At 74.0% G+C, this 16,706-nt stretch carries 16 protein-coding genes; 9 read left to right on the top strand and 7 right to left on the bottom strand.

The window, feature by feature from the left end:
• Nucleotides 1–252: 252 nt before the first annotated feature.
• The 3 genes from R2737_09985 to R2737_09975 are packed head-to-tail and all read left to right on the top strand — an operon-like array spanning nt 253 to nt 3,040.
• Nucleotides 253–1,944: a TIGR03767 family metallophosphoesterase gene (locus R2737_09985; protein MEZ5116584.1), complete on the top strand. Its 1,692-nt coding sequence runs from the start codon at nt 253–255 to the stop codon at nt 1,942–1,944.
• Entirely contained in the window at nt 1,941–2,336 is a 396-nt protein-coding gene (locus tag R2737_09980; protein ID MEZ5116583.1) for a hypothetical protein, read from the top strand. The genes R2737_09985 and R2737_09980 overlap by 4 nt, the downstream gene beginning before the upstream one ends.
• Nucleotides 2,333–3,040 (top strand): hypothetical protein, encoded by a 708-nt coding sequence (locus R2737_09975; protein MEZ5116582.1) that lies wholly within the window; start codon nt 2,333–2,335, stop codon nt 3,038–3,040. Before R2737_09980 ends, R2737_09975 begins: the two co-directional genes overlap by 4 nt.
• Here R2737_09975 and R2737_09970 read toward each other — a convergent pair.
• The 5 genes from R2737_09970 to R2737_09950 all read right to left on the bottom strand — a co-directional run bounded on the left by R2737_09970 (nt 3,024) and on the right by R2737_09950 (nt 7,608).
• Nucleotides 3,024–3,767: an SDR family oxidoreductase gene (locus R2737_09970; GenBank protein ID MEZ5116581.1), complete on the bottom strand. Its 744-nt coding sequence runs from the start codon at nt 3,765–3,767 to the stop codon at nt 3,024–3,026. The two genes, R2737_09975 and R2737_09970, sit on opposite strands and share 17 nt — an antisense overlap.
• A 26-nt stretch (nt 3,768–3,793) precedes the next feature.
• On the bottom strand, nt 3,794–4,816 hold the full coding sequence (locus R2737_09965; protein ID MEZ5116580.1) for an alcohol dehydrogenase catalytic domain-containing protein: 1,023 nt from the start codon (nt 4,814–4,816) through the stop codon (nt 3,794–3,796).
• A gap of 10 nt (nt 4,817–4,826) precedes the next feature.
• Nucleotides 4,827–5,657, bottom strand: coding sequence for a universal stress protein (locus tag R2737_09960; protein ID MEZ5116579.1), 831 nt, complete (start codon nt 5,655–5,657; stop codon nt 4,827–4,829).
• Between the two features lie 137 nt (nt 5,658–5,794).
• Entirely contained in the window at nt 5,795–6,658 is an 864-nt protein-coding gene (locus tag R2737_09955) for a fumarylacetoacetate hydrolase family protein (protein ID MEZ5116578.1), read from the bottom strand.
• A complete protein-coding gene (locus R2737_09950) occupies nt 6,655–7,608 on the bottom strand; it encodes a haloalkane dehalogenase (GenBank protein ID MEZ5116577.1) in 954 nt (317 codons plus the stop codon). Before R2737_09950 ends, R2737_09955 begins: the two co-directional genes overlap by 4 nt.
• Before the next feature lie 104 nt (nt 7,609–7,712).
• Here R2737_09950 and acsA point away from each other — a divergent pair, with 104 nt between their 5' ends.
• From acsA to R2737_09925, 5 genes are read left to right on the top strand one after another with little or no spacing between them, the layout of a single operon-like run.
• The gene (gene acsA / locus R2737_09945) at nt 7,713–9,497 is read left to right on the top strand and encodes an acetate--CoA ligase (GenBank protein ID MEZ5116576.1); all 1,785 of its coding nucleotides are present in this window, start codon (nt 7,713–7,715) and stop codon (nt 9,495–9,497) included.
• Nucleotides 9,494–10,489 (top strand): pyruvate dehydrogenase (acetyl-transferring) E1 component subunit alpha, encoded by a 996-nt coding sequence (gene pdhA, locus R2737_09940; protein ID MEZ5116575.1) that lies wholly within the window; start codon nt 9,494–9,496, stop codon nt 10,487–10,489. Before acsA ends, pdhA begins: the two co-directional genes overlap by 4 nt.
• Nucleotides 10,486–11,511 (top strand): pyruvate dehydrogenase complex E1 component subunit beta, encoded by a 1,026-nt coding sequence (locus tag R2737_09935; GenBank protein MEZ5116574.1) that lies wholly within the window; start codon nt 10,486–10,488, stop codon nt 11,509–11,511. The genes pdhA and R2737_09935 overlap by 4 nt, the downstream gene beginning before the upstream one ends.
• On the top strand, nt 11,504–13,045 hold the full coding sequence (locus tag R2737_09930; protein MEZ5116573.1) for a dihydrolipoamide acetyltransferase family protein: 1,542 nt from the start codon (nt 11,504–11,506) through the stop codon (nt 13,043–13,045). Before R2737_09935 ends, R2737_09930 begins: the two co-directional genes overlap by 8 nt.
• A 37-nt stretch (nt 13,046–13,082) precedes the next feature.
• Nucleotides 13,083–13,328 carry an acyl carrier protein gene (locus R2737_09925; GenBank protein ID MEZ5116572.1) on the top strand — a complete coding sequence of 82 codons (246 nt, stop codon included), beginning with the start codon at nt 13,083–13,085 and terminating at the stop codon, nt 13,326–13,328.
• 141 nt (nt 13,329–13,469) lie between these two features.
• Here the strand turns inward: R2737_09925 and R2737_09920 are convergent, their stop codons facing one another.
• Complete coding sequence (locus tag R2737_09920) at nt 13,470–14,405, bottom strand: class I fructose-bisphosphate aldolase (GenBank protein ID MEZ5116571.1); 936 nt, start codon at nt 14,403–14,405, stop codon at nt 13,470–13,472.
• Nucleotides 14,406–14,553: 148 nt separating this feature from the next.
• On the opposite strand from R2737_09920, the gene R2737_09915 reads away from it, so the two are divergent.
• Entirely contained in the window at nt 14,554–15,060 is a 507-nt protein-coding gene (locus R2737_09915; GenBank protein ID MEZ5116570.1) for a macro domain-containing protein, read from the top strand.
• Between the two features lie 33 nt (nt 15,061–15,093).
• Here R2737_09915 and R2737_09910 read toward each other — a convergent pair whose 3' ends face one another.
• A complete protein-coding gene (locus tag R2737_09910; GenBank protein ID MEZ5116569.1) occupies nt 15,094–16,677 on the bottom strand; it encodes a sulfatase in 1,584 nt (527 codons plus the stop codon).
• Nucleotides 16,678–16,706 lie beyond the last annotated feature (29 nt).

Raw genomic sequence — 16,706 nt, 5'->3', positions numbered from 1 at the left:
CGTCAGCTACAGCACACGGAACCGGCACCGCAACGGATGGGGCGACACGGGGCGCGACACCGGGCCGGATCGCACGCAGCGAGCCGAGGCCCGCTGCTACGGTCGCACGCACGCCGTGGCGCTCGGGCGCCCCGTCGGGAGGAGGCTGCTCTGACCGGTCTGTCACGCCGCGCGTTCCTGGCCACGGTCGGGGCGCTCGCCGCCGCCTGGGGGCTCCCCCGTGCCGCCGTCGGGGCCGCGCTCGCGGCCCCGATGACGCCGTCGGAGGCCCCGACCACCCTGCTGGAGACGATCCGGCTCACCGCTCCGCGGTACAAGCAGTACCGCACCCTGGTCGCCGCGCCCGGGGAGCCGCACGTCGTCCGCGAGGACCTGCTCGGGGCGGCCCCCGCCGACGACCGAGCGTCCCGGCGCCGGTCACTGACCTACCTCGGCCACCTGTCCGACATCCATGTGATGGACGCCCAGTCACCCGCGCGGCTGGAGCCAATGGCGGGGCAGAGCGCGAGCCTGTGGGCCGGCGTGGTGCGGCCGCAGGACACGCTCACCCTGCACGTCACCGCCGCGATGGTCGCCGCGATGTCCGCCGCCCGGGTCAGCCCGGTCACGGGCGCGCCGATGGCGGCAGCGGTCGTCACCGGTGACGTCGCCGACCAGCTGTCCCAGCTGGAGCTGGAGTGGTACATCAGCAGCCTCGACGGACAGACCGTCACCCCCGACAGCGGCCAGCCGGGTGTCTACGAGGGCGTGCAGGTCTGGGACGAGGCCACCTACGCCTACCACCCGGACAACCCCGACGGGGACTGGTTCGGGGAGTACGGGTTCCCGCGCATCCCCGGCATGCTCGAGGCCGCGATCAGCTCGCCGGTGGAGTCGGTGGGCCTGCCGGTCCCCTGGTACGCCGTCTACGGCAACCACGACACCACCCTGAACGGCACGTTCTCCATCAACTCCCAGCTGAAGGCATGGGCGCTCGGGTCCCGCAAGGCGTCGACGTGGACCGCACTCGGCGAGGCCAGCTTCGAGGGCCTGGCGATGGACACCAGCCCGTTCGGCCGCCTGGTCAACTCGGTGATGAACAACTTCGGGTTCCAGCCGGGCATCCACTCGGTCACGCCCGACCCGGCGCGCAAGCTGCTCGAGCAGACCGACTTCATGGCCGCGCACTTCCAGACCACGCCGGTCCCCGGTCCGGTCGGGCACGGCTTCACCCAGCGCAACCTCGACACCGGCGAGACCTGGTGGTCGGCGGACATCAGCCCGTACGTCCGCGCCTTCGGCCTCGACACCTGCAACCAGGTGGCCGGGCCGGACGGGGCGGTGCCGCAGAGCCAGTTCGACTGGCTGAAGGGTCAGCTGGCGCAGGCCCAGGCCGAGAACAAGCTGTGCGTGGTGCTCAGCCACCACAACAGCACGACCCTGGAGAACGGCGCCACCGCGGTCTTCAACCCCGGCGAGAAGCTCTACCACGCCGAGGAGTTCGTGGCGATGCTCAACGAGTTCCCGAACATGGTCGCGTGGGTCAACGGCCACACCCACATCAACACGATCTTCGCCCACCACCGCGAGGGCGGCGGCGGCTTCTGGGAGATCACGACCGCGTCGTGCATCGACTTCCCCCAGCAGCAGCAGATGATCGAGATCGTCGACAACCGGGACGGGACGCTGTCCATCTTCACCACGACGCTGGACCACGCATCCCCCGCCGCCTGGACCGAGGGCGACCTGTCCGCCGTCGGGCTGGCGTCGCTGAGCCGGGAGCTGTCCGCGAACGACTGGATCGAGAACCCGCCGATGCGGCTGGGCTCCCCGCTGGACCGCAACTGCGAGCTGCTGCTGCCGGCTCCGTTCGACCTCAGCACGATCACCGACGCCGACCTGGAGCGCGCGCACGCCGAGCAGCGGGCCCGCCTGGTCGCCTACGAGCAGGGGCAGCCGTCATGACCGGCGTCCGCACCGACCCGCACCGCCGTCGACGGAGGGGCCCGGTCGCCGTGGTGCTCGCGGCCGCCGGGCTGGCCGGGCTGGCCGCGCTGCTGTCCGGGTGCTCGCAGGTCGACGCGCTCGCCCAGGTCTCGGGCGTCCCGGAGGCCACGCTGCGGATTGCGGCCAACGACCTGCTGCTCGAGCAGGACGTCGCGATCCTCGAGGCGCCGGTGTGCCGCAAGGAGACCGACAGCTACCGCTGCGAGGGCACGACCCAGGACGGAGACCCGATCGAGGTGATCGCGCCCCTCACCACGCCGCTCACCATGACGCTCACCGTCGGGGGCACGCAGCTGTACTCCGGGGACGTGCAGGCCGTCATCGACCGCAACGCGGAGGCCACGTCGTGAGCGCCGTCGAGACCGTGGACACCCCCGCACCGGTGGAGCGTCGGTACGGGTTCTCCGTGCTGCTCAGCGGGTTCGCCCGCATGGTGCGGGCCTGGCGTCCGGTGCTGGTGGCCGTCGTGCTCAACACGGTGGTGCAGGCGCTGCTGACGTGGCCCGACCTCACGCCCGGGCTGTCGCTGTGGTTCCTGCTGGCGTCGGCCGTGTCGTTCGCCGCGTTCCTGCTCGCCCTGGCCCTGCAGGTCTCCGCCGCGCTGCACGCCGTCGACGGCCCGGTGAGCCTCGGAGCGGCCATGGCCACGGCCCGGGAGCGGCTGGGGTGGTTCAGCCTGCACGCGGTGCTGCTGCTCGTGGCGGTGATGATCGGCCTGATGCTCTACACGGTCCCCGGACTGGTGGTCATCGCGCTGACCCCGTTCGTGCTGCTCGCCGCGATGGACGGGCGCCGCAACGTGGTCGCCACGAACTTCCACGCGATGGGTTTCCGCTTCGGGCGCTGGCTGCTCACGACGGTGGTCCTCGCCGTCGTGCTGTTCGTGTTCTTCCTGCTGGCCGCGCTCAACTCGTTCTTCATCGGCGGGGTGATCGCGTCGGTGATCGCGTGGCTCGTGCTCGGGCTGCTCTCGGCGTGGCTGCTGTGCGCGTGGGCCACGGTCTACCGCAGCACCCCGGCGGGCGCGCAGGAGCAGGTCAGCTCGGCAGCCTGAGCCCGGTCATCCCGCCGTCCACGGCGAGGATCGCACCGGTCGTCGCACCCGACCCCGGTGAGGCGAGGAACGCGATCGCGCGCGCCACCTCCTCGGGGGCGACGAGCCGCCCGATGGCCTGGCGCTGGCGGAGCCTGCGCATCGCCTCGTCCGCGTCGCCTGACGACGCGAGCAGCCGCTGCACCCACGCGGTGTCGGTGGTGCCCGGAGCGACGCCGACGACCCGGATGCCGTCCCGGACGTAGTCCGCGGCCATGGCCAGGGTCAGCGCGTGCACCGCCCCCTTGCTCGCGGTGTAGGCCGCCCGCTCCGGGACGCCGACGCTGACGACGGCGGATCCCACCGTGACCACGACGGCGGACCCCGAGTCACGCAGGTGCGGCAGCGCGGCGGCGGTCACGCGCGCGACCCCGACGACGTTGATGTCCAGGACCCGGCGCCACTCCTCGTCGTCTCCCGCCGCGACGTCGCCCACGGCTCCCACCCCGGCGGCATGCACGAGCACGTCCAGGCCGCCGTACGACGACGCGATCTCCGCCACGGCGGCCTCGACGGAGCTGCGGTCCGTCACGTCGCACCACAGCGACCGCCACGGCCCGTCCAGCGCCTCAGTGGTGTCGAGGACGACCACGCGTGCACCACGGTCCGCCAGCTCGCGAGCCGTCGCGGCCCCGATCCCGCCGGCCCCGCCCGTGATCGCCGCGACCAGCCCGTCGAAGTCCGTCATGCGTCTGCCTCCTCGGTCCTCGGCCCTCAGGCCGGTGGGATGCGGGGGTCCACGTGCACCTTGGGTCCCGGCCCGCTGCCCTCCGGCCGCTCCCCCGCCAGCACCGCCGCGACCCCGTCGAGGCCGACCGTGGCGGCGACCAGCGGCCGCGGGTCGACCTGCCCGCGCGCGTACGCGTCGATCGCGCCGGCCAGCCCGGGCGACGCGCTCAGCACGCCCACCGCGGTCACGTCCTTCAGCACCAGGGTGCGGGTGTCGATCGGGCTGGGCTCCCCGGCGAGGCCGATGTAGACCACGTGCCGGCCCGGCTCGACCAGGTCCAGGGCGCGGGCAGGCACGTCGGCGCCGTAGGTCGCGTCGATCACCGCGTCGTACGGACCCTCCGGCGACGCACCGGGGTCGTGCACGTGGTCGACGCCGAGGTCGCGGGCCAGCGCGAGCGTCACCGGGTCCACGCCGGCGAGGTGCACCTGCGCCCCGGTCCGGCGGGCGAACAGCGCGCACAGCATGCCGATCGTCCCGCTGCCCCAGACCAGCAGACGATCACCGGGACGCAGGTCCGCGCCCTCGACGGCCCGCAGCGCGTTGCCGCCCGGCTCCACCAGCGCACCGGCGGTTGCGTCCACCGTGTCGGGCAAGCGGTGCAGCGCCCGCACGGGTACGGGGAGCCGCTCGGCGAGCGCGCCCGGCCAACCGCCGCGGATACCGATCTCGTACCGGTCGGCGCACACGTGCTGGCGGCCGCTGCGGCAGCGGGCGCACGTGCCGCAGCCGAGCATGGTGTCTCCGGTGACCCGCGAGCCGACCCAGCCCTGGTCGACCCCGGGGCCGGTCTCGACCACGGTCCCGGCCCACTCGTGGCCCAGCCGCAGCGGGTACGCCGCGTGCCCCTGGTGCAGGTAGGCCATCACGCCGGTGAAGAACTCCACGTCGGTGCCGCACACCCCGACCCGGTCGACCTCGACGACCGCCTCGCCGGCGCGCGGCACCGGCGCGGGCACGTCCTCGACCACGCCCCGCCCGGCTCCGGTGACGACGAAGGCCCTCACCCGGCGCACCCTAGACGGCCGGGTCCTCCTGCGTGCGGGCATGGGTCAGCAGGACGGTGCACGACGCATGCCGGGCCACCGCGCTCGCCGTGGAGCCCAGCCGCAGCCGGCGGAAGCCGAGCAGGCCGCGGGTGCCCAACGCCACCACGTCGGGTCGCACCTGGTCCATCAGGTCGAAGAGGCTGGCGCGTACGTTCACCACCAGGTCCAGCTCGCCGGGGCGCACCAGGCGACCCTGCACGACAGCTCCCGCCGCGGCCAGGGCCTCCGCGGACTCGGCGACCGCGGGCTGCGGATCGTGACCCCGCTCGACGACGCCCGCCACGACCACCTCCAGGCCCTCGAGCCACGGCAGCGCGAGCAGCGTGTCGCAGGCGGCCCGCGCGTGCGGCGAGCCGTCCACGCACAGCAGCACGCGCCGGGTCGTGCGCGCGGAGCGCACCATCACCAGCGGGACCGGGGGCTGCTGCAGGAGCCACTCGGCGGTGCTGCCGATGTGCAGCGCCTTCCAGACCCCTGCCCCGCGGTGACCGATGACGAGCAGGTCGCCACCGGCGTGCGTGAGCACCAGCCGCGGGTCCCCGTCGGCGCGCAGGTACTCGACGCCGTCGAGCCCGGACTCCTGGAACGCGCGTCGCGGCTGCGGCGGCTCCCAGCCGTGCAGCCGCGCCTCGTCCTCCGGCGGCGGCGGCCCGATCTCGGGCAGGTGGGCGTGCACCACCCGGGCCGACCATCCCGGCCACACGTGGTTGTTCACCCACAGCCACGCGACGTCGGCCCCGTCCGAGCCGTCGTCGCCGAACGTGAGGACCCGTCGTACCGGGCCGCTGAGGGTCGTCATCTCGGGCCTCCCGACATCGGTGGCCGAACGGGAGCGCGGCCGCCCTCCCTGACTCCAGCCCACCACGGCGCGGCCGGCTCCGCCGGAGGCGTTGGTCCCCGTCCGGGTGCGACGCGGCACCCCGTCGTGCGGGCCCGTCAGGGGGCCGCGACCACCCGCTGCCGCTGGGAGCCCAGGCCGTCGATGCCGAGCGTCACGACGTCTCCGACCTGCAGCCACGGGGACGGCGACAGCCCCAGCGCCACGCCCGGTGGCGTGCCGGTGCTGATGAGGTCCCCGGGCTCGAGCACCAGGAACTGGCTGAGGTGGTGCACCAGGAACGTCGGCGTGAAGATCATCGTCGCCGTCGACCCGTCCTGCCGCCTCTTCCCGTTGACCTCCAGCCACAGCCGCAGCGCGGTCGGGTCCGGCACCTCGTCGGCCGTCACCAGCCAGGGCCCGCACGGGGTGAACGTCTCCGCCGACTTCCCCTTGCCCCACTGGCCCCCGCCACGCTCGAGCTGCCAGGCGCGCTCGCTCACGTCGTTGACGACCACATAGCCGGCGATGGCGTCCCGGGCCTCCTCCTCGTCGGCGAGGTAGCGGCAGCGCCGACCGACAACGACGCCGAGCTCGACCTCCCAGTCCAGCTTGGTGGCCCCGCGCGGGAAGAAGACGTCGTCGTCGGGACCCACCATCGAGTTCGGCGGCTTGGTGAACACGATCGGCTCGGCCGGGATGGGTGCGCCCGCCTCGGCGGCGTGGTCGGCGTAGTTCAGGCCGATGCACAGGACCTGGTGCGGCCGCGCGATCGGCGCGCCGACCCGCTCCCCCGACCACGGCGTGACCCGCCCCGCGGCGACCCGCTCGTCGACCACGGCCGACAGCCCCGCCAGGGCGCCGGAGCCGAGGAACCGCTCGTCGACGTCGGGCACGACGTCGGAGACGTCCACGTAGCCGGCGTCGCCGACGTGCACCGCGGGCCGCTCCTGGCCGCGCTCGCCGATCCGCATCACCTTCATGCGAGGTCCTCCGGAGTGCCCGTCGCGACGAGGTCGCCGGACAGGAAGCGCACCACCGTGTCGGCCAGGACCGGGCCGCGGTCCTCCTGCAGGAAGTGGCCGGCGTCGCGGATGGTCACGTGCCGCACGCCGGCCGCCCCGGGCACGGTCCGCTGGAACACCCGCTCCCCGCCCGCGGTGATGGGGTCGGAGTCGGAGAACGCGGTGAGCAGGGGGCGGTCCCACGCCGCGAGCACCTCCCACGCGCGCCGGTTCGCGTCGGCCGCGGGGTCGTCGGGCGAGGTGGGCACCAGGGCGGGCAGGGCGCGGGGGCCGGCCTTGTACGACTCGTCCGGGAACGGCGCGTCGTACGCGGCCACGACCTCCGGCGCCAGCGGCGTGCGGCATCCGCCCGACACGATGCCGCCGACGGGGAACTCGGGGGTCTCGCGGGCGAACCGCTGCCAGGCCGCGAAGGCGTCCGTCAGCGGTCGGTCGCCGGTGGGGAGGCCGGTGTTGGCGACTACGGCGGCGGTGAACCGGTCCGGGTTCTCGGCCAGCACCCGCAGGCCGATCAGACCACCCCAGTCCTGGCCCACCAGCGTCACGCCGTGCAGGTCCAGGCCGCCGCCCTGGTCCCCGAGCACCGCTGCGGTGACCCAGCCGACGTGGCGTGCATACGTGTGGTCCTCGGGTCGTGCCGGCTTGTCGGAGCGGCCGAACCCGACCAGGTCGGGAGCGACGACCCGAAGCCCGGCGTCGACCAGCACCGGGACCATGGACCGGTAGAGGTAGGACCACGACGGCTCGCCGTGCAGCAGCAGCACCGGCGCCGCCGCCGGGTCACCGACGTCGAGGACGTGCACGCGCAGCGCGCCGCCCTCGTCGTCGTCCACCTCGACGTAGCGCGGGGCCCACGGGTAGTCGGGCAGGTCGGCGAATCGCTCGTCCGGCGTCCGGAGTACGTCCATCGCGCCACCGTAGCCCGTGCCGGGCGGGCCCTCCGGCCCTGCCGCGCGGACGGTCGGCGGTGGTCTGCTGGGCGGGAGACCGCCTCGCCCGCGGGAGGTGCGTCATGGGGTGGCCCGTCATCACCAAGGACCCGACGATTGCGGCCGCGGCCGTGCTGCCGGACTACGACGCCGTCGCCGCCGACTTCACCTGGGACCGAGCCCGCGACTGGCTCGACGGCCTGCCCGGCGGCGGGCTGAACATCGCGTACGAGGCGGTCGACCGGCACGTCGCGCACGGTCGCGGCGACCGGGTCGCGCTGCGGTTCCTGCGGCGTGACGGGGTGGACGCCGAGCTCACGTACGCCGACCTGGCGACGGCGACGGGCCGGTTCGCGCAGGTGCTGACCGAGCTCGGCGTGCAGCCGGGCGAGCGGGTCTTCACCCTGATGGAGCGCAAGCCCGCGCTGTACGTGGCACTGCTCGGCACGCTGCGGCACCGCGCGGTGTTCTGCCCGCTGTTCAGCGCGTTCGGGCCCGAACCAGTGCGGCAGCGGCTCCAACTGGGCGACGGTGCCGTGCTGGTGACGACGCCGGCGCTGTACCGGCGCAAGGTGGCACCGATCCGCGACGAGCTGCCGGCCCTGCGGCACGTGCTGCTGGTGGGCCCGGGACAGGAGAGGGTCAGCGATCCGACGGCCCAGGACTTCGACGCGGTGATGGCGGCGAGCGACGCGGTGGAGCCGTTCACCGACACCGATCCCGAGGACATGGCGCTCGTGCACTTCACCAGCGGCACGACGGGAACGCCGAAGGGTGCGGTGCACGTGCACGACGCGGTGGTCGCGCACCACGCCACCGCCCGGTTCGTTCTGGACCTGCGCGACGACGACGTGTTCTGGTGCACCGCCGACCCCGGCTGGGTCACGGGCACGTCGTACGGCGTCATCGCCCCGCTCACCTGTGGCGTGACCGTCGTGGTGGACGAAGAAGAGCTCGACCCCGACCGCTGGTACTCGCTGCTGGAGCAGGAGCGGGTCACCGTCTGGTACACGGCGCCCACCGCGCTGCGGATGCTGATGAAGGCGGGGCTGGACCGAGCGCAGCAGCACGAGTTCCGCGACCTGCGGCACGTCTGCAGCGTCGGTGAGCCGCTGAACCCCGAGGTGGTGCTGTGGGGCGAGGAGGCCTTCGGCCGACCCATCCACGACACCTGGTGGCAGACGGAGACCGGCGCGATCATGATCGCGAACTACGCGAGCGTGCCCATCCGGCCGGGCGCCATGGGCCGCCCCGTCCCGGGGATGACGGCGGCCATCCTGTCCCGGGAGCCGGACGGGTCGCTGTCGCTGGACTCCGACGGGCTCCCCGTCGTGGTCACCGAGCCGGACACCGAGGGCGAGCTCGCGCTGGGCACGCCGTGGCCGTCGATGATGCGCGGCTACCTCGGCGCCCCGGACCGCTACGCCACGGCCTTCCGCGGCGGCTGGTACCTCAGTGGGGACCTGGCCAAGCGGGACGCTGACGGCTGGTTCTGGTTCATCGGGCGCGGCGACGACGTCATCAAGTCCGCCGGCCACCTGATCGGCCCGTTCGAGGTGGAGAACGCGCTGCTGGAGCACGAGGCGGTCGCCGAGGCCGGGGTCATCGGGGTGCCGGACCCGGTCGCCGGCGAGGTCGTCAAGGCCTTCGTGGCGCTCAACCCTGGCTACGAGCCGTCCGAGGAGCTGCGGCTGCAGCTGGTCGGCTTCGCCCGCTCACGACTGGGTCCCGCGGTCGCCCCCCGGGCCATCGACTTCCGGGACGACCTGCCGAAGACCCGCAGCGGCAAGATCATGCGCCGCCTGCTGCGCGCCCGCGAGCTCGGGCTGCCGGAGGGCGACCTGTCCACCCTCGAGGGGGCACGATGACCACCGCGGTTGCGCTGACCAGGGAGTCAGCATTGTCGCTGCACCGGGAGATGCTGAGGATCCGCCGGTTCGAGGAGCGCTGCGTCGAGCTCTACAGCGCCACCAAGATCCGCGGCTTCCTGCACCTCTACATCGGTGAGGAGGCGGTCGCGGTCGGGGTGCTGGCGCACCTGCGGCCCGACGACGCCGTCGTCAGCACGTACCGCGAGCACGGCCACGCCCTCGCGCGTGGCGTGCCGATGGACGCGGTGATGGCGGAGATGTACGGCCGGGTCGAGGGCGTCAGCCGCGGCCGCGGGGGCTCGATGCACCTGTTCCACGCGCCCGCTCGCTTCTACGGCGGCAACGGAATCGTCGGCGGCGGCCTACCGCTGGCGGTGGGTCTGGCGCTGGCCGACCGGATGCGCGGCGACGACCGCGTCACGGTGTGCTTCTTCGGCGAGGGCGCCGTGGCCGAGGGCGAGTTCCACGAGTCGATGAACCTGGCCGCACTGTGGGGCCTGCCGGTGCTGTTCCTCTGCGAGAACAACCTCTACGCCATGGGCACCGCGCTGGCGCGGTCGGAGTCGGAGACGAACCTCACCCTCAAGGCCGCGTCGTACGAGATGCCGGCGTGGACGGTCGACGGCATGGACGTCGCCGCGGTGTGGGAGGCCGCCCGGCGTGCCGTCGAGTCGGTGCGCGACGGCGGCGGACCGCTGTTCCTGGAAGCGCGGACCTACCGGTTCCGGGCGCACTCGATGTACGACCCGGACCGCTACCGCGACAAGGCCGAGATCGAGGCCTGGCGCGAGCGCGATCCGCTGCTGCTGTCGGCCCGGCGGCTCGAGGCCGACGGGTTGGCCGACGCGGACGCGCTGGCCGCGATGGACCAGCAGGCCCGCGACGAGGTGGAGGCCGCGATCGAGGCGGCCGAGTCCGGCACCGACGAGCCGGTCGAGGAGCTGTTGCGCTTCGTCACGTCCGAGCTGGTGGGAGGGGGTGCGTCATGACGCGCAGGCGCACGCGGCCGGATCACGCCGAGGCCGAGATGGTGAAGACCACGTACCGCGAGGCGATGCGGGAGGCCATCCGTGCGGCGATGCGCGCGGACGACCGGGTGTTCCTCATGGGCGAGGACGTGGGTCCGTACGGCGGCGCGTTCGGCGTCAGCCTGGGCCTGCTGGAGGAGTTCGGCGAGGACCGGATCCGGGACACCCCGCTGTCGGAGTCGGCGTTCGTCGGCGCCGGCATCGGGGCTGCGCTGGCCGGGATGCGACCGATCGTCGAGGTCATGACGGTCAACTTCTCGATGCTCGCGATGGACCAGATCGTCAACACCGCCGCGTCGATGCTGCACATGAGTGGCGGGCAGTTCCACGTCCCGCTGGTCATCCGGATGACCAGCGGGGCCGGCCGCCAGCTGGCCGCGCAGCACTCCCACTCGCTGGAGAACTGGTACGCCTCGGTGCCCGGGCTGCGGGTGCTGGCGCCGGCGACGCTGGAGGACGCGCGCGGCATGCTCGGCCCCGCACTGGCGGACCCCGATCCCGTGGTCATCTTCGAGCACGGGTCGCTGTACAACGCCGCCGGAGACCTGGCCGCCGACGCGGGCGACGTCGACATCGAGCGGGCAGCGATCCGCCGCGAGGGCGACGACGCCACGGTCATCACGTACGGCGGATCGCTCCCCGCGGTGCTGGACGCGGCGGACCTGCTGGCCACGGACGGGATCCACGTCGAGGTCGTGGACCTGCGGGTGCTGCGGCCGCTGGACCGGCCGACCTTCGTGTCGTCCGTGCGCCGGACGCACCGCGCCGTCGTCGTGGACGAGGGCTGGCGGACCGGGTCCTTGGCCGGCGAGGTGTCCGCGGTCCTGATGGAGGAGGCGTTCTTCGACCTCGACTCCCCCGTCGCGCGCGTCTGCACCGCCGAGGTGCCGATCCCGTACGCCCGGCACCTGGAGCTCGCGGCGCTGCCCAGCCCCGAGCGGGTCGTGGCGGCGGTGCGCGAGGTGGTGGGCGACCGTGGCTGAGTTCGTGATGCCGTCCCTCGGCGCGGACATGGACGAGGGGACCCTGGTCGAGTGGCTGGTCGCCCCCGGCGACCACGTGCACCGCGGCCAGGTCGTGGCCGTCGTGGACACCTCCAAGTCGGCGATCGAGGTGGAGGTGTTCGAGGACGCGGTGATCGAGGCCCTGCTGGTGGACCCGGGGACGACCGTGCCGGTCGGGGCCCCGCTGGCCCGGCTGGACACCGCGGGCGCGTCCGCCGGACCTGAGGGCGTGCCGGCGGCGGAGCATGCGGACGAGGCCGCCGGGGCACCGGTCGCCGCGATGGCGGCGGTGGGTGCGCCCTCGCGTCCGACGGCGGTCGCCGCACGGGTGCCCCCGACCGTGCGGCACCTGGCGCACGAGCGCGGCGTGGACCTGGAGTCGCTGCACGGCACCGGCCCCGAGGGCGCGGTCACCCGAGCCGACGTCGAGGCCGCCGCACGCGCGGCGGCCCCGCGGACACCGGCCGCGGAGGCGACCCCGGCCGCGCACACGCCCGCACCCGCGACGAAGACGACGCGGCGTCGCCGTCCCGCGGCCGCGCGGGGACGGGTCGCTGCGTCCCCGTACGCCCGCCGGCTGGCGGCCGAGCGCGGCGTGGACCTCGGCGCCCTGCACGGCACCGGGCCGGACGGGACGGTCCGGGCCGAGGACGTCCTCGCCGCAGCGACCGCCGAGAGCCCGGCACCCCCGGCGGCCCCACCGGCGGACACCGCCACCGCTCCCCCGGCCGCTGCGCCGGGCGTTGCGCCGGCCACCGAGCCGGACCGCGGGCGGGCCGGACGGGAGCCCGGTCGGAGCCGCGCGCTGGCTCCCGTACCGCTGACCGCGGAGGGGGCCGGCGACGACCGGGCCGCCGCGATGCGGGCGGCGATCGCGACGCTGATGTCGCGGTCGGCGCGCGAGATCCCGCACTACTACCTGCAGACCACGATCGACCTCGGGCCGGCGCTGGCCTGGCTGCGCGAGCACAACGCCGACCGGCCGCCCGCGGCGCGGGTCGTACCGGCGGCGCTGCTGCTCAAGGCCTCGGCCGCCGCGGCCCGGAAAGTGCCGCAGGCCAACGGGTTCGTCGTGGACGACGTGTTCCGTCCCGCCGAGCACGTGCACCTCGGCGTGGCGATCTCGCTGCGCGCGGGCGGCCTGGTCGCCCCGGCGATCCACGACGCGGACACCCGCGACGTCGACGACCTGATGGCGGCGCTGAAGGACCTGGTGGCCCGGGCCCGAGCCGGCCGACTGCGCGGGTCGGAGATGGCCGACCCGACGATCACCGTGACCAACCTGGGCGACCAGGGGGCCGGACTGGTGCACGGGGTCATCTACGCCCCGCAGGTGGCGCTGGTGGGCTTCGGCCGCATCGTCGAACGCCCCTGGGCCGTCGACGGCATGCTCACGGTCCGCCCGGTCGTCACGGCCACGCTGGCCGCCGACCACCGGGTCACCGACGGGCACACCGGCGGGCTGTTCCTGGCCGCGGTCGACGCGGCGCTGCGCGACCCGGGCAGCTGGTGACGGCGGCCCGCATACCCATCCGACACCGGAGGCGGACATGAGCACCGAGACCGCGCGCGCGAGCGTGCAGGCCGCGCTGAGCCGGATCGCCCCGGAGGTCGACCTCGACGACGTCGACCCCGCGGCGGACCTGCGGGAGGAGGCGGACCTGGACTCCCTGGACTTCCTCTCCCTGGTCGAGGCCCTGGCCGCGGACCCGGGGGTGGAGATCCCGGAGTCCGACTACGCCCGGGTGCGCAGCCTGGACGACCTGGTCGGCTACCTCGCCACCCACGGCGCCTGACCCGGGGCCTGCCCCACCCCGCGACGGAATGAGTCCGGGCGTTGCTTGCGGGCGCGAATTCGGCCCCCAAACAACGTGGGGACTCATTCGGTCGCGGTAGACGGGCCGGTCGAGGGGGCGCTCGCGCGACGGGCGCACCTGTCAGGCGTCGTCGGGCCAGGTGGTGGCGTGGATGTCCTGCACCGCGTGCAGCAGGGCGACGGCCTCGTCGTGCGGGCGCTGGAAGGAGTTGCGGCCCATGATCGTGCCGAAGCCGCCGCCGAGCGCGGTCTGCCGGTTCTCCTCCAGCACCGCCTCGGTCCCCTTCGCCGCCCCGCCGGAGAAGATGACGATCCGGCGCCCGTCGAAGGCGCCCTGGATGACGTGCCGGACCCGGTCGGCCAGCGTCCCGAGCGGCACCCCGGCCTTCTCCAGCGCCTCCCGGGCGGCCGGGTTCTCGATCCGGTCCGTCGGCGGCTTGACCTTGATGATGTGCGCGCCGAGCTGGGCGGCGATCTGCGCGGCGTACGCGACCACGTCGACCGCGGTCTGGCCCTCCTTGGACAGGCCCGAGCCGCGGGGGTACGACCACACCACGACCACCAGGCCCGCGGCCTTGGCCTCCGCGGCGAGCTCGCGCAGCTCCTCGTACATCTCGTTGCGACCGGCGGACCCCGGGTAGATCGTGAAGCCGATCGCGGTGCAGCCCAGCCGCAGCGCGTCGTCGACCGACGCCGTGACCGCGGGCACCGGGTCGGGACCGGAGTACAGCGAGTCGGAGCTGTTGGCCTTGAGGATCAGCGGGAGCTGGCCGGCGTAGGTCCGGGCCCCCGCCTCGAGGAAGCCCAGCGGGGCGGCGTACGCGTTGCAGCCGCCGTCGAGGGCCAGCTGGAAGTGGTAGCGCGGGTCGTAGCCCGCCGGGTTCGGCGCGAAGCTGCGCCCCGGCCCGTGCTCGAAGCCCTGGTCCACCGGCAGGATGACCAGCTTCCCGGTCCCCGCCAGCCGGCCGTGGTTCAGCAGCCGGTAGAGGTTCCCCAGCGTCCCGGGGTTGTCGGCCCCGTACCAGGACAGGATCTCCTGCACGCGCTGCGTGGTCATCCCCGCCGCCTCCTTCGGTTCGCGGGCATCGCGAGCAGGAGCTCTCGCGGGCCCTCTCCCCCAGCCTGGTCCCCGGGTTCCCCCCGCTCCCAGGGCCGCAAGGCCCCGACCGGCTGCGCCGAGCCGGGGGCTGGGGCAGGGTGGACGGGTGCGGCTGCGGGTGCGGCACGGGACGCTGCAGGCCGAGGCGACCGACGCGGTGGCCCGGTCGGCCCGGCCGCGCCTGGTGGACTCCTCGCAGCTCATGCGCGCGGCCGGCCCCGTGGTGGCGGAGGCCTGCGAGGACCTGATCCGGCACGAGCCGCGCTACCACCACGGGGTCCCGGCGGGCGAGGCCGTCGTCACCGGCGCCGGGGCGCTGCCGGCGCGCCTTCTCATCCACGTGGTCACGCCCGACTTCTCGGTACGCCAGGACCGGACCCACCTGCTGGCCCAGGCCTACCGGTCCTGCCTGGCGGTCGCCGACGACTACGGCGTGCGCAGACTGTCGCTGACCCCGCTGGGCTCCACCTACCCGTACTGGCCGCTGCCGGAGGTGATCCGGATCGCCCTCACGACCCTGGAGAACACGCCCACCGGCGTCGACGTCGCGACCCTCGTCGTGCCCACCCCGCAGGCGCTGGAGGTCTTCGCCGAGGCCCTGGCCCGGCGGTGACGGCCCCGCCGGCCGGATGCGCGCAGCCGCGTCCTACCCGCCAGCGATCGCCGACCGCGACGGCGGCCCGCCATCCGCGGACCGACACACCGGGCCCGAGCACCGGGACATCGCGCTCATCCACCGCGACAACCGGGCGAGCACGGCCGGGCTGGCCCGTTTCGCCCGGTTGTCCAGCTGGTAGGTGTCGGTGGTGAGGAACAGCTGGCGGGACCCGTCGAGGTACTCCGCGTACACGTAGTCCTTGGTCCGCAGCGAGGTGAACGGCCGCGGCATCACCCGGGTCTGGTAGTCCGGGTCCCCCGGCAGCGCGTAGCCGAGGTGCTCCACCAGCACCCGCGCGCGCCAGGGACGCCCGGGGTCGGTGAGCAGCGGCAGCAGGCTGCGACCGTCGACGAAGTCGGGCACGCTGGCGCCGAGGGCCTCCGCGATCGTCGGCGCCAGGTCCACCCCGGACGCGAGCGCGGGCACCTTCTGGCCGGCCGGGATCCCCGGCCCCATCATCACCAGGGGGACGACGACGTCCTCGTCGTACACGGTCTGCTTGCCCGCCCCGAGCCGGTGCTGCCCGAGGTGGAACCCGTTGTCGGAGGTGAAGACGACCAGCGTGTCCTGGTCCTTGCCGGTCGCCCGCAGCGACTCCTGGACACCGATGACGAGATCCGCGATGGACTCGCTGGAGCGCAGCTGCTTGCGCCACAGGTCGTCCATGTACGCCTTGAACTCCTTGGTGGCTGCGGGCTTGCGGGACAGCCACCGCGGCGACCAGCTGGGGTCGCGCACGTCGTACGACGGGGTCCGCGGTGCCTTCATGCCGGCGTACTTGGTCTTGTACTGCTTGGCCGGGGTGGCCGGTTCGTGCGGCGTGAACGGCGCGACCACGAGGAAGAACGGGTCGGGCGTGGCTTCGATGAATCGGATCGCGTCCGAGCGCATGACGTCGGTCAGGTAGTCCTGCGGCTGCCAGCCGTAGGCGTAGATCTGACCGTCGACGTTGACGTTGTAGCCGTAGCCCTTGTACGAGGTGCCGAACGGGCCGAACCAGTGGTCCCAGCCGTTCGGCACCGTCTCGCGCGGGGAGTCGCCCGGGTAGTCGTTGAGGAACTTGCCGATGTAGCCGGTGGTGACCCCGGTGCGCCTGACCCAGGTGGCCAGGTCGTCCTGGTCGTAGCCGTAGTCCCGGTAGGCGGGCCACCCGCCCTCGGGCCGGACGTTGCCGGCGATGTCGTGGTTGTGCAGGTACTGCCCCCGCAGGAAGCTGGTGCGCGACGGGCAGCACAGCGAGTCGGCCACGGCGTAGCGGGTGAACGTGGTCCCCTGCTGCTCCAGCGCCTTGAGCCGCGGGACGGTGTTGAACACGTCGTAGCTCATGTCGTCGGCCATGACGACGACGACGTTGCGGTACGGCCGTACCGGCTCGACGGGGGCAACGGGGTCGCCGCCGGGCGCGCCTGCCTCGGTGCTGCCGTCGTCGGCACGCGAGGTGCCGGTGGGGACGGCCACGAGCAGGGCCGCGAGCAGGGCGACCAGCAGGGCAACCAGCAGTCCCGGGCCGCCGAGGGGCACGACGCTGCGGGCGCGGCGGCGGGCGCGCGGGGGCACGATGGTGGAGGTCATGACCCCTCCATGAAAACCCATGCGGGGTG

The organism is Candidatus Nanopelagicales bacterium (assembly GCA_041393815.1).
GTDB lineage: Bacteria > Actinomycetota > Actinomycetes > S36-B12 > JAWKJK01 > JAWKJK01.
This window is presented reverse-complemented; position numbering and strand designations above follow the sequence as displayed.